Raw genomic sequence first — 13,289 nt, forward strand, 5'->3', positions numbered from 1 at the left:
GTGATCGTCGATTCTGAATTTTAAGGAGTAAAGTATGCCCTTTCAAATTGGCGAACACGATTTTCTACTGCACGGCAAGCCGTTTAAAATTATCTCCGGCGCAGTCCATTATTTCCGTATCGTTCCCGATTATTGGTACCGCACTTTGTATAATTTGAAAGCGATGGGGTGTAATAGCGTTGAAACCTATGTGCCATGGAACCTGCATCAACCACAGCCCGATCAATTTTATTTTGACGACAACGCTGATTTAGTCCGTTTTATCCAAATTGCACAACAGCTTGAGCTGTATATAATTTTGCGCCCGTCGCCGTATATTTGCGCCGAATGGGAATTTGGCGGTTTGCCTGCATGGTTGCTGAACATTCCAAATTTACGCCCTCGTAGCAACAGCCCTGAATTTTTAACGCCGGTCAAAACCTATCTCGATCATCTATTGCCATTGGTCACGCCCTATCAAATCACGCGCGGCGGCAATATCATTATGATGCAGATCGAAAACGAATACGGATCATTCGGCAATGACAAAGATTACCTACGCGCGATCAGACAGATCATGCTGGAAAACGGGGTCGATGTGCCGCTGTTCACCTCTGACGGCGCGTGGCAAAACGCGTTGGAAGCCGGCGCATTAATCGAAGACGACATTCTGCCGACTGGCAATTTCGGCTCACGTAGCAATGAAAATTTAGACCAATTACAGCTCTATTTCCTCCGTCACAACCGCACTTTTCCATTGATGTGCATGGAGTTTTGGGACGGCTGGTTTAATCGCTGGAAAGAACCCGTGATTACGCGCGACGCACAAGATCTTGCCGCTTGTAGCAAAGCCCTGTTAGATCGCGCCAGCATCAACTTTTATATGCTGCAAGGCGGCACAAATTTCGGTTTTTGGAGCGGTTGCTCCGCGCGCGGCGACACCGATTTGCCGCAAGTAACCTCCTACGACTACGACGCGCCGATCCGCGAATGGGGCGAACCGTCACAAAAATTTTATCTGCTACAACAAGTACTGAAACAGTATCCCGATGCCAGCCCGATTTGTGAACCGCTGTTACCGCACTTTTTCCGCTATGCCGATTTGCCGTTGCAACAGGAAGTTTCACTGTTCAGCACTTTAGACAAAATCAGTTTCCGCCATGACAGTCCGCACACGCAAAATATGGAGCAGTTGGGGCATTATCATGGTTATATACTCTACCGCACATTTGCCGACAGCCACAGCGACGAACTGAAATTGCGGATTTATCAAGCCCGTGATCGGGTGCAAGTGTTCAACGATCAGCAAAAAGTCACCACCCAATATCAACATGAAATCGGCGCAGATATTATGTTGCAAACCCCGAATGATCGCTTCCAGTTGGATTTATTGGTGGAAAATATGGGGCGAGTGAATTACGGCGGTAAAATGCTTGCGCCGACACAGCGCAAGGGGATCAGCGGTGGTGTGGTGCTAGATCTACATTTTCACAGCGGTTGGCAACAGTACGTTTTAGATTTTACCAAACTACACCAGATTGATTTTAGCGGCTCCTCCAACTCCGCCAATCCCTCTTTTTATCAATTTAAATTAACCCTTGAGCAAGCACCACAAGACAGCTTTATTGACACCAGCACACTCGGCAAAGGCGTAATCATCGTCAACGGCAAAAATCTGGGACGCTATTGGTCAGAGGGACCAACCTGCTATCTCTATCTACCGGCGCCATATTTACAGCAAGGCGACAACAGTATTATCGTATTTGAAACTGAAGGCGTACGCCCGACCGCACTTCGATTCAGCGATAAACCGATTTATAAAACCTTAACCAGCCAAAATTTATAATAACTATGGGAGAAAATATGAATATTATTTTAATCAGTCACGGTGAATTCGCTAAAAGCCTACTGGAAACCGCTGAAATGATTCTCGGCAAAATCGAAAACGCCCAGAGCGTCTGTCTTTATCCGCATGAAGGTAGCGACGACTTCAAACAAAAATTCGAACTGGCTTTAAGCCACACTAGCGGTAAAACGGTGGTGTTGTGCGACATCATGGGCGGCACGCCCTGTAATGTTGCGATGCACTACCTCGACCGCACTTCACTGTATAGCGGTATGAATTTACCGATGGTGATCAGCCTCGTGAGTGAGGGCAGTTGTGACGAGCTGATCGAAACTGCCCGTCAACAAATTTATGATGTAGCCCTGCAATTACGGCAGCTACAACAAGAAGATGATGAATAACACAGCGGTGTCGCCTATTCCTGCACAGCAGCACACTTTTGTGCTTTCTTTTCGGCTCGGCGGCGCTGAAAAAAGTTACTCAGTTTTTCGCTGCATTGCTGTTGCAATACACCGCTGGTCACTTCGAGAAAATGGTTCATTTTATAATCATTAAAAAAATGAAAGCGTGAACCGACTGCGCCGGTTTTGTGATCACTGGCGCCGAATACCAAGCGTTTGATTCGGCTATGCAAAATCGCTCCGGCACACATCGTGCAGGGTTCTAGCGTCACATACAGCGTAGTATTGAGCAGACGATAATTTTGCAGCGCATTTGCCGCTTGTCGAATCGCTTCGATTTCAGCATGCGCAGTGGGATCGTGTTTTGAAATGGAAGCGTTCCAGCCTTCACCGATAATTTGCCCGTGCTCATCAACCAACACCGCACCCACCGGAATTTCGCCCAGCGATTCGGCATAATCGGCAAGCGCTAGTGCACGCTGCATAAAGTATTGATCTTGTTCAAGTGCGGTCATGGAGATCTCAATTTGGCAACTAACAAAAGACAAATATGAGATTTCTCTGCTAAAAGTAGGGGCGGATTATATATCCGCCCGTTTACGAAGTACGATATAAGCATTCAATCTATAAAGGTAAAATGCAAAGTGCGGTTCGGGTGGATATATAATCCACCCCTACTTCAGAAATCTCGGTTAAAAATAAGAGGGATTACCCTTCTCTACGTCCGGTACGACGTGGTTTGCGGTCGAAACTTGGCTTGCCGCTGCGATCATTGCGCTCTTGGAAACGATCATTGCCGCGTCCACCACGGAAGTCACTGCGTCCACCGTCACGGAAACCGCCTTCTCTTTTGCCACGAGCAAAACCACCTTTGCGTTCACCACGGCCACCGAAACCGCCGTCGCCTTTCACCTCTTCAACAAAGCGCATCTGCATTGGTTTATTCAGCACTCGAGTTTTACCAAAATGTTGCAACAACTCTTTCGGCATATCTTTCGGCAATTCGATTGTCGAATAGTCATCGTGCAGTTTGATGTGTCCGATATAACGGCTGTCAATGTCGCCCTCGTTAGCGATTGCGCCGACAATATGTTTCACTTCCACCCCATCGGCACGCCCGACTTCGATACGGTATAAATCCATTGGGGTTTGTTCGCGTGCCGGACGGCCACGATCATCACCGCGAGCATCGCCACGTCCACGTCTATCACTCGAGCGTGGATTTTCTTGACGCTCACGACGGGCTTTAATCACCGGATCCGGTGGCAGAATCAATTTTTGTTTACCTTGCAGCAACATCATCATCGCCGCCGCCAAATCTTCATGATCTTGATCGGCGGTAAACATATCTTCCAGCAAACTGCGGTATTTTTCTAGGTCATGGTGCTCCAGCTGGGTAGAAATTTGTTGCTTAAATTTCTCACGACGGCAAGCTTCCAACGTTTTGTGATTCGGCAATTCAACTTCATCGATCTGCTTTTTCATCAAGTGTTCAACATTACGCAGCAAACGTCTTTCACGCGGTTCAACAAATAACAACGCACGTCCGGCACGTCCGGCACGACCGGTACGCCCAATGCGGTGTACGTAAGACTCTGCATCCAACGGAATATCGTAGTTGACCACCAGGCTGATGCGCTCAACATCCAAACCGCGCGCCGCCACATCGGTCGCAATCAAAATATTCAACCGCCCGTTACGCAGACGGTCTAGGGTTTGCTCGCGCAGTTGTTGGGTCATGTCGCCGTTCAACGCTGCGGCGCTGTGGCCGTGTTTTTCCAACAGCTCGGCAATATCCAAGGTTGCGGTTTTCGTGCGCACAAAAATAATCGCTGCATCAAAATCTTCCACTTCCAAGAAGCGCAACAACGCTTCGTTTTTACGCACGCCGTTGACATACCAACAGCTTTGAGTGATATCCGGCAGCGTTTGCTGTGATGCCTGAATTTTCACTTCTTGCGGGTCACGCATAAAACGACGGGTAATGCGGCGAATCGGTTCCGGCATCGTGGCTGAGAAAAGTGCGGTCTGGTGTTGTTCCGGTAGTTTGCTCATAACCTCTTCGACATCGTCAATAAAGCCCATACGCAGCATTTCATCCGCTTCATCCAGCACCATAAAGCGCAATTCGGACAAGTTCAGGGTGCCACGACGAATGTGATCTAAAATCCGTCCCGGCGTACCCACTACGACTTGTGAACCTTGGCGTAAGGCACGCAACTGAATATCATAACGTTGTCCGCCATACAGGGTAACAATATTCAAGCCTTTGATGTTTTTACTAAATTGTTCGCAAGCATCGGCTACTTGAATCGCCAATTCGCGAGTTGGTGCCATCACCAACATTTGCGGCGTGCGAATATCGGCATTGATCTGAGCCAACAGCGGTAATGAAAACGCAGCGGTTTTGCCGCTACCGGTTTGCGCCATGCCCAGCACATCACGGCCGTTTAGCAAGTGCGGTATACAAATTTGCTGAATCGGTGACGGATTTACAAATCCCATAGCCGTTACAGCGGAAATCAATGATTCAGGCAAGCCCAAATCGTTAAAGGTTAAAGTAGTTTGTTCTGTCATTTTTTACTCAATAGTAGCAAAGCGGCTTATCATGTTAAGACCGCAGATAGTGATAAATTGTTGCGTGATAGAATGCGTCCAGTACGACATCCTGCACTGGGGCAGATTCGTACCGCTGAGAAATGATTCACCTTAATACCATTTTGCCGAATAATTAATGCAACCCGGCAGCGCAATCGGTGATAAAACAATCCCAATCAAGACGGTTTATTAACTTAGTTCGTATCAAATACAACCGCTAATGTTCGATCTCACTCTTGCACATTATTCAAGCGTAAATGTGAAAGTTCGAACAGGGCAAAACGATACTCAACAAAGTTAAATACTTGATTGGCCATAGCCAACTTAAACAAAGCTGTCGCTTCGTCAACCTTCCCCAGATTGAGTTGTTGTTTTGCAAGATAAAAATAGGTTTCAGTTAAAATTTCGGCATATTGCGGCGAATACGGCACGGCAAAATTATCAATTTTCTTCTGTAATTCTGCGTAAGACAATTCACCTAAATAGTAATGAACGATATTGGTGCCCCAAAATTCATTGGACAATCCTTTCGCCCGTTGCGCCAAATTTTGTTTTGCTTCATAAGGCTTATATTTCAATTCATTCAAATATAACCACAAAGTGCGGTAAGGATCACTCGGATCCGCCTCATAAAAAGTTAAAAAGTCGCGTTGCGCTAGCCCGTAACGACCAACGTAATAGAAGTTTAGTGCGCGATTTAAATAAGCATATTCATAATTCGGATCCAGATGCAGCACTGCATTAAACGCATCTAAAGAGCCGTCATAGTCACCGTCCAACAAGAGGTAAAGCCCTAAATAATTATAAACCGCCGCTAACTTAGGTTGCAACATCAAGGCTTGGGTAAAGTCATAACGGGCTAATCCCCACAATCCCAAACTGTCATATAGTACTCCACGCTCAAAATGTAACGACGCTCGCTCATTTTTTGCCAAATTTCCTACCAGTAACACCTGGCTGATCCGTGCAATCATCACTTCTTGATCGAAATGCAGCAATGGATTTTGTTCAGCCAAGGTCACATTTTTGTCGGAAATCAGCGGAATAGTCGGACGCATTGAACATGCCGCCGCCAGCAATAAAAATGCCAGCACACAAAGTGATTTTGTGTAATTCATCATATTATTGGCGATCTTCATGCTCATAACCCTTGGATAAAAACTCAAGCCGCGCTGCTAATCATACAGCAAATTTCGCGGCTTGAATATTTTATTACTCAGCGTCCAACTCGGCAGCCTGCACTTCGTCGGCTTGTCCCTGGTTGATGTCACGCATGGTCAAACGAATACGGCCTTGACGATCGATTTCAACCACTTTCACCGCAACTTCTTGCCCGACTTGCAGATAATCTGTCACTTTTTCCACACGTTCCGCAGCGATTTGGGAAATATGCACCAGACCTTCTTTGTTACCAACAATGGCGACGAATGCACCAAAATCAGCGATACGCGTGACTTTACCGGTGTAAACACGGTTCACTTCCACATCGGCAACGATGTCTTCGATGCGCAGCATCACAGCTTTGGCGGCAGAGTTATCGGTTGCAGCAATTTTGACGGTACCGTCATCGGCAATATCAATGGAGGTGCCGGTCTCTTCGGTCAAGGAACGAATCACCGCACCGCCTTTACCGATCACGTCTTTGATTTTCTTCGGATCAATTTTCATGGTGTGAATCCGCGGTGCAAAATCAGAAATATCGCCACGTGGCGCTTCAATCGCCTGCTCCATCACCCCCAAAATGTGCATTCTGGCACCTTTAGCTTGGTTCAATGCGATCTGCATGATTTCAGCGGTGATCCCTTCGATTTTGATGTCCATCTGAAGTGCGGTCACGCCTTGTTTGGTGCCGGCGACTTTGAAATCCATATCGCCCAAGTGATCTTCATCACCCAAAATATCGGACAAGACTACGAATTTATCGTCGGATTTCACCAAGCCCATCGCAATCCCGGCAACGGCTGATTTAATCGGCACGCCGGCGTCCATCAACGCCAAAGAAGCCCCACACACCGATGCCATCGAAGAAGAACCGTTCGATTCAGTGATTTCAGACACCACACGCACCACATACGGGAACTCTTCAATGCTAGGCATCACAGCCAATACACCACGTTTTGCCAAACGACCATGGCCAATTTCACGCCGTTTCGGGGAACCGATCATACCAGTTTCGCCCACGGAATACGGAGGGAAGTTGTAGTGGAACAAGAAATGATCGGTACGCTCGCCGGTAATATCATCAATAATTTGTGCATCACGCTCAGTTCCCAAAGTGGCAACCGCCAACGCTTGGGTTTCACCACGGGTGAAGATTGCCGAACCATGGGTACGCGGCAACACGCCGGTGCAAATATCCAAGGCACGCACCGTATCGACGCTACGTCCGTCAATTCGTGGTTCGCCGGCTAAAATGCGGCTGCGCACCACATCACTTTCCAATGCACCTAAAATATCGGCAATCACATTCTCATTGACGCTTTCATCTTCATTATTTGCCAACAATGTTGCGATCACTTCCGCTTTAATTGCATCGACTTGCTCATAACGCGCTTGTTTTTCGGTGATACGATAGGCTTCGCCCAAACGGCTTTCTGCCAACGCTTTCACTTGGTTCACCAGTGCGGTATTGACCGCAGGCGCTTGCCAATCCCAACGTGGTTTACCGGCTTCTTTCACCAATTGTTTGATATTGTCGACCACAACTTGTTGTTGTTCGTGACCAAACACCACCGCCGCCAACATTTGCTCTTCGCTTAAAATATCTGCTTCAGATTCTACCATCAGAACCGCTTTATCCGTTCCGGCAACCACTAAATCCAAACGACTGTGTTTTTGTTCCGCCATGGTCGGGTTCAGCACGAATTGATCATTGATAAATCCGACACGCGCCGCACCGATTGGACCGTTGAACGGCACGCCAGACAACGCCAACGCCGCTGAAGCACCGATCATCGCCACGATATCCGGGCAAATTTGCGGATTGACCGAAACCACGGTGGCTACGATTTGAATTTCATTATAGAACCCTTCCGGAAACAGCGGACGAATCGGACGGTCAATTAAACGTGCGATTAAGGTTTCGCCTTCAGAAGGACGGCCTTCACGGCGGAAAAATCCGCCCGGAATACGCCCTGCGGCATAGGTACGTTCTTGATAGTTAACCGTTAACGGGAAGAAATCCTGGCCGGCTTTCACTTCTTTTTTCGCTACCACAGTCACAAAAACCGAAGTATCGTCCATGCTCGCCATCACAGCAGCCGTTGCCTGACGCGCCATCGCGCCGGTTTCTAGAGTTACGGTATGCTGACCGTATTTAAATTGTTTAACAATTGGAGTCACGAGATTTTCCTTTTAAAATAATTCGTTAAATGATGCTCATCTCTTTATTGCGACTAGCAAAAATAATCTGCAATCGGGTTTAGAGTAGCAAAGAATGGGGATAAAAAATGGTTTTCACACAACCGTTTTAATAACGTAAAAGAGATCATTTTTGATAGCCGCACGCTGACAAAGAGTATAAGCCTGCTTATTATACAGATATTTTTTATAAGAATGCTAATACTTTATCCGAATCGGCAAAGATTCTCTTTATTCAGCCAAGCGCAAACCACGAGACTATCCCGTTAAGTACAAAACAATTTTTGATGTAAAAACGGTGCCATCGCCAAAATAATCGCCTGCACATAGACGCTTTCACGGCTGGCATTGCCGTTGGTCAGCAGGCTCATTGCGCCACCTTTTTGTTTGATATTTTCAGTCTGAAACAACCGATCCATAATAGTGCCTAGCTCGGTGTCCGAATTTAATTGTTGAAAAATCACATTCGGAATCGGCAGTTCGGCGCTGCGCCCGATTGAAAACCGCAGGTTATCACTGATCACAATGTAAGCACAAGTGGCGGCTCCGTAATCAAAATGTTCGATTCCGGCTTCAATCGCCAGGTAAAAATCCGCATTTGGTAACTGTTGCTGACAGAACTGCACCCGATTAAATGCGCCTTGTTTGGTTTCCGCCATACTCATTGGCTGTTCCGCCACGCCGGACTGGGACGGCATTGCCTCAAAATGCAAAGTGCGGTCTGGAAACAGTTGGCAGAAGGCAGTTTTGACCGCATTGACTTTCACCGGATTGGTCGAGGCAATCACAATCTGCATATTACTCTACCCTTTCTGGCATTTTATGTGGTGTAAAACGGGCTTTTACCGGCATACGTTCTGCAATTCTAGCCCGGTTAAGCCATAAGGCATTGTCGGTCGGTACATAATCTAACCATAGCTCCGGTGTTGACGGCAGATCTTGCGCCCAGCGGTTGCTGACATTAAAACCACGCGCCAGACATTCCTGATGTAGCGCTTGATAACGCTTGTGCAGGAAGGTCAGCTTATTCATAAAAAATTTAACGTGCCCGGTGCCCAACTTATAATCATCGGGCTGTCCATCCAAATTATATTTGCCTTTAGCGACCGCATTGGGAATTCGTGTTAGTTCACGGTGTTCTGCCAGCAGATGTTGATCGCACAACTCGCTGACTGGTACGACATTGATTCGAGTCATCTTTGCCCCCCTTGTGCAATTTGGACTAGTTGCTCCATATTAGCAATTTGGTAGGTCGGTTGAATATTGGTATCATTCGTTTTGCCGTGGCTGAGCCAGCAGGTGTCCAAACCACTGTTTTGTGCGCCGAGAATATCGGTTTCCAGCGTATCGCCCACCATCAAGACCGCACTTTTATCATCGACTTCCGCTAGGTTTAAGGCGTGTTGAAAAATGCCGTGATGCGGCTTCGGCAAACCGATATTTTCCGACACCAGCACAAACTCAAAGTGCGGTTTCAACCCGGTTTTTTGCAAGCGTAGATCCTGCATCGCATTAAAACCATTGGTAATAATGCCAAACCGCACTTTTTCAGACAGAGTTTGCAACATTGCTTCGACGCCGTCTAACGGTTGGCAAATATCGGCCATGGCAATCAAATAAGCCTGATTGAGTTCGCTCGGCTGGCGGCTGAGATGTTGCGCCCATTGGTTAAAACGTGTGGTTTGTAATTCATCGGCGCTGATTTTGCCTTGGTGATAGGCCTGCCACAACGGTTGGTTGACCGTCTGATAATCGGCAAAATGCTGTTGAGTAAATTCAACATCATATTGCGCAAACATTTGTTGTAAGCCACGAAACGAATCAAATGAGAACAGCGTTTCGTCGGCATCAAAAAAGATCCATTGATATTTCAACTTTATTTCCTATACAAGAGAAAGTGCGGTCTGGCGCTCCACTTCTGCCTTTAAACCTTGATAACCACATTCGGTTTTAATGATGTGAAACAGCTGCTCGGCTTGTGGATACGCTTTTTCCAGATAACGCAGCCACTGTTTGATGCGGGCAACGTGATAAAAGCCGCGATCATCAGGGTTTTCCAAATTAACGTATTGCTGCAACAGCAGCAGCACCTGCTGCCAAGCCAGTTTCGGTTGATTAAATTTCACCACACGGCTGAGATTGGGGATATTCAGCGCGCCGCGCCCGATCATCAGCGCCTCACAACCGGTCAGCGCCAGACAATGTTGTCCGTCCTGCCAGTTCCAAATTTCGCCGTTGGCAATCACCGGAATCGTTAAACGTTGACGAATCTCGCCGATTTTGTGCCAGTTGATGCGCTCAGCACGGTAGCCGTCCGTCTTGGTCCGTCCGTGAATCGTGATTTCATCCGCGCCCCCCTGCTGCACCGCATCGGCAATTTCAAACGCCGCCGTGTCGCTGTCCCAACCCAACCGCACTTTGACGCTAACCTGATGCTGTTTGCCCAATGCACTGCGAATCGCTTTGGTGGCTTGATAAATCAGCTCAGGCTGTTTCAGCAACGAAGCGCCACCTTGGCTGTTATTCACCGTTTTCGACGGACAGCCGCAGTTCAAATCAACCCCGTGCGATCCCAGTTCCACCGCTCTTTGTGCATTTTCTGCCAGCCAATCAGGGAACTGCCCCAACAACTGCACCCGCACTGGTGTCCCGGCTTGAGTATAACCGCCATGCTGTAATTCCGGGCAAAGACGGTAAAACGCTTTTTTCGGCAACAATTGATCAACCACCCGCACAAATTCCGACAGGCACAGATCATAATCGTTGACTTGAGTTAATAGGTGGCGCAAGAACGGATCCAGCACGCCTTGCATTGGTGCTAAAATAACCCGCATCATAGCGCTCTTTTATCAGTGCGCACCAGATAAAACAAGGCAAGTGCGGTCAGTGCACCGAGGGTGTCGGCTAAAATATCTTTTTGCGCATCCCAGACATCACCTTGCCAACCAAGAAACGCAGTGCCGTCATCACCACCGGCGATCACTGCATATTGCCATTCGATGACTTCATAACTTGCTGCGATGCTCATAATAAAAAATAACGAGAAGAAACCGGCTAAAATTGGTCCGCACAACTTACGGCGTAGCAACCATTCCGCCATCGGGAAACTGTAAAAACCAATGATAAAATGCGCCACACGATCAAAATGGTTGCGCCCTTCGCCCAACCAACCGCTCAGCAAACGACTGCCCCAGTCAAACGGCACCTGCTCAAAAGTATAATGTGCGCCGACCAGATGCAAAATCATCCATAGGCTCATTAAAAAATAGGCAAGATTGCTGAATTGAAATAAGCGATAGGTCGCCAGCAAAGCAAACAACACCACAAAAATCGGCGCAACTTCCGCATACCAAACTGCTCTTGAGTGCGGTGCTATCCCCGACCAAATCGCGACTGCAACAATAAACAGGGCTAAACAGAGCGGAAACCAGCGGTGTTGATCCATCACTTCCAACCTTTGCTTTTACAAATCAGATCGTAGGCAGCTTGAATTTTTTGTGCTTTCTCTTTTGCCATCTCCATCATCTCCGGCGGCAAGCCTTTGGCAACCAGTTTATCCGGGTGATACTCGTTCATCAGTTTGCGATAAGCCCGTTTTACGCTCAGCTGATCATCGGTTACAGCCACACCCAGCACCTGATATGCCGCTTGCAGATTATCCGCAGCGGAAGTGCGGTAAGGCTGTCCGCCTTGATAATCGCCCTGCTGCTGATACTGTCCACCTTGTTGCTGATATTGTGCACCGGAAGCGAATTGTTGCGAGGCGTAAATCATCGCCATCATTTGTTCAAACTGCATTTGCGACAGCCCCAACTCTTGGGCAATCACCGACAACAGCGATTTTTCGTTTTGATCCAAATGGTTATCCGCAAGTGCGGTTTGGATTTGAATATCCAAAAACATCCGCAGCAAATCCGGGCGACGGCCGCAAGCCACACGAAATTCACGAATCACTTGGCGGATCGGAAAATCAGCGTCTTTACCACGACTAAAAGCCTCTTGCGCCATGCGCTGTGCCGCGGAATCCAGATTCAAACGGCTCATAAACGCTTGCGCCAGCTGGATATCCTCTTGTGTCACCCGCCCTTTGGCTTTACTCAGATGCCCCATCACCGCAAAGGTGGTTTGCAAAAAAAGCTGCTGCCGGGTCAAGGTTTTACTAAAAAATGAGGAGCTGACACTACCCATTTCATAGATTTTTTTATCCACAAAATGCCCCAACACCGCACCAAAAATTGCCCCCCAGAAACCGCCGTAACGGTAGCCGAGAATAAAACCGATAATTTTTCCGATAAAATTCATCTTTCTTTCCAGTCGTCAAACAAAGTGCGGTTATTTTACCTGAATCGGCAACGCTTAGAAACAAGGAAGTTTTGCGATCAATATTCCAAACCTTATTATGCGTAGTGTTGGTTAATTCGCCATTTGATTAAGCTACATAGCACTTGATTTAATCAATTAATGGGGGTACATTAATTTGACAGATGTTGAATATAATCACCTTAAACGAGATAACACACTACAACAGCGCGGGCTTGATTTTGCACAAGCCAAACAGGTTTTTAGTGGTCACCATTTTACCGCCGAAGATTCGCGACAAGATTATGGTGAAATACGTTACATCACTATCGGCATGCTGGCAGAGCGCCTTGTCGTTATTGTTTGGACTTGGCGCAATCAAAAGCGTCGTATTATTTCAATGAGGAAAGCAAATGAAAGAGAACAACAACGTTTTAAACAACACTTGGGTCGATCCCGATGATGCGCCAGAGCTTGATGACACATTTTTTAAACAAGCCGATTTATACCAAGGTGCACAACTGATAAAACGTGGACGACCACGCATAGACAATCCGAAACAAGCGATCAAATTACGTTTAGACAGCGATATATTAGCAGCATTTAAAGCCACAGGAAAAGGCTGGCAGACTCGGATTAATGAGGTCTTACGCCAAAATATGCCAGCATAACATTAATTAGTTCAACTAAAAAAAGCAGCCTTTCGGCTGCTTCAGACTGCTGACAAAGTCCTAGACATTTTGCTAGGACTTTGATCTAATAAGGAAAAGCCTTTTAAGGAGTTTCCGATGTTAAAGCCGCCTCCC

At 47.2% G+C, this 13,289-nt stretch carries 14 protein-coding genes; 4 read left to right on the plus strand and 10 right to left on the minus strand.

Translation table 11 applies throughout. From position 1 onward, the window contains the following. Positions 1-34: 34 nt before the first annotated feature. Entirely contained in the window at positions 35-1,825 is a 1,791-nt protein-coding gene (locus EDC16_RS12310) for a glycoside hydrolase family 35 protein (protein ID WP_132968151.1), read from the plus strand. A gap of 17 nt (positions 1,826-1,842) precedes the next feature. Next, complete coding sequence (locus EDC16_RS12315) at positions 1,843-2,226, plus strand: PTS sugar transporter subunit IIA (RefSeq protein WP_132968152.1); 384 nt, start codon at positions 1,843-1,845, stop codon at positions 2,224-2,226. A gap of 14 nt (positions 2,227-2,240) precedes the next feature. On the opposite strand, the gene tadA is transcribed toward EDC16_RS12315, so the two are convergent. From tadA to djlA, 10 genes are all read right to left on the minus strand, one after another. Then, entirely contained in the window at positions 2,241-2,741 is a 501-nt protein-coding gene (tadA, locus tag EDC16_RS12320) for a tRNA adenosine(34) deaminase TadA (RefSeq protein WP_132968163.1), read from the minus strand. 193 nt (positions 2,742-2,934) lie between these two features. Then, a complete protein-coding gene (locus tag EDC16_RS12325; protein ID WP_132968153.1) occupies positions 2,935-4,803 on the minus strand; it encodes a DEAD/DEAH box helicase in 1,869 nt (622 codons plus the stop codon). A gap of 251 nt (positions 4,804-5,054) precedes the next feature. Continuing rightward, positions 5,055-5,963, minus strand: a complete 909-nt coding sequence (gene nlpI, locus EDC16_RS12330; protein WP_232517248.1) for a lipoprotein NlpI — start codon at positions 5,961-5,963, stop codon at positions 5,055-5,057. 73 nt (positions 5,964-6,036) lie between these two features. Continuing rightward, positions 6,037-8,166 (minus strand): polyribonucleotide nucleotidyltransferase, encoded by a 2,130-nt coding sequence (pnp, locus tag EDC16_RS12335; protein ID WP_132968154.1) that lies wholly within the window; start codon positions 8,164-8,166, stop codon positions 6,037-6,039. A 284-nt stretch (positions 8,167-8,450) separates the two neighbouring features. Then, the gene (gene yjjX, locus EDC16_RS12340; RefSeq protein WP_132968155.1) at positions 8,451-8,981 is read right to left on the minus strand and encodes an inosine/xanthosine triphosphatase; all 531 of its coding nucleotides are present in this window, start codon (positions 8,979-8,981) and stop codon (positions 8,451-8,453) included. A 1-nt stretch (position 8,982) separates the two neighbouring features. Continuing rightward, the gene (locus EDC16_RS12345) at positions 8,983-9,381 is read right to left on the minus strand and encodes a pyrimidine dimer DNA glycosylase/endonuclease V (RefSeq protein WP_132968156.1); all 399 of its coding nucleotides are present in this window, start codon (positions 9,379-9,381) and stop codon (positions 8,983-8,985) included. Then, complete coding sequence (gene yjjG, locus EDC16_RS12350) at positions 9,378-10,058, minus strand: pyrimidine 5'-nucleotidase (protein ID WP_132968157.1); 681 nt, start codon at positions 10,056-10,058, stop codon at positions 9,378-9,380. The genes EDC16_RS12345 and yjjG overlap by 4 nt, the downstream gene beginning before the upstream one ends. A gap of 9 nt (positions 10,059-10,067) precedes the next feature. Beyond that, positions 10,068-11,018 carry a tRNA dihydrouridine(16) synthase DusC gene (gene dusC, locus EDC16_RS12355; RefSeq protein ID WP_132968165.1) on the minus strand — a complete coding sequence of 317 codons (951 nt, stop codon included), beginning with the start codon at positions 11,016-11,018 and terminating at the stop codon, positions 10,068-10,070. After that, the gene (locus EDC16_RS12360) at positions 11,018-11,629 is read right to left on the minus strand and encodes a DUF2238 domain-containing protein (protein WP_132968166.1); all 612 of its coding nucleotides are present in this window, start codon (positions 11,627-11,629) and stop codon (positions 11,018-11,020) included. The genes dusC and EDC16_RS12360 overlap by 1 nt, the downstream gene beginning before the upstream one ends. Next, positions 11,629-12,486 carry a co-chaperone DjlA gene (djlA, locus tag EDC16_RS12365; protein ID WP_132968158.1) on the minus strand — a complete coding sequence of 286 codons (858 nt, stop codon included), beginning with the start codon at positions 12,484-12,486 and terminating at the stop codon, positions 11,629-11,631. Before djlA ends, EDC16_RS12360 begins: the two co-directional genes overlap by 1 nt. A 175-nt stretch (positions 12,487-12,661) precedes the next feature. Here djlA and EDC16_RS12950 point away from each other — a divergent pair, with 175 nt between their 5' ends. Together EDC16_RS12950 and EDC16_RS12375 are read left to right on the plus strand one after the other, a co-directional pair. Further along, the gene (locus EDC16_RS12950; RefSeq protein WP_198362754.1) at positions 12,662-12,946 is read left to right on the plus strand and encodes a BrnT family toxin; all 285 of its coding nucleotides are present in this window, start codon (positions 12,662-12,664) and stop codon (positions 12,944-12,946) included. Beyond that, the gene (locus EDC16_RS12375; protein ID WP_132968159.1) at positions 12,897-13,154 is read left to right on the plus strand and encodes a BrnA antitoxin family protein; all 258 of its coding nucleotides are present in this window, start codon (positions 12,897-12,899) and stop codon (positions 13,152-13,154) included. The genes EDC16_RS12950 and EDC16_RS12375 overlap by 50 nt, the downstream gene beginning before the upstream one ends. Positions 13,155-13,289 lie beyond the last annotated feature (135 nt).

The organism is Testudinibacter aquarius (genome assembly GCF_004342725.1).
Lineage (GTDB): Bacteria > Pseudomonadota > Gammaproteobacteria > Enterobacterales > Pasteurellaceae > Chelonobacter > Chelonobacter aquarius.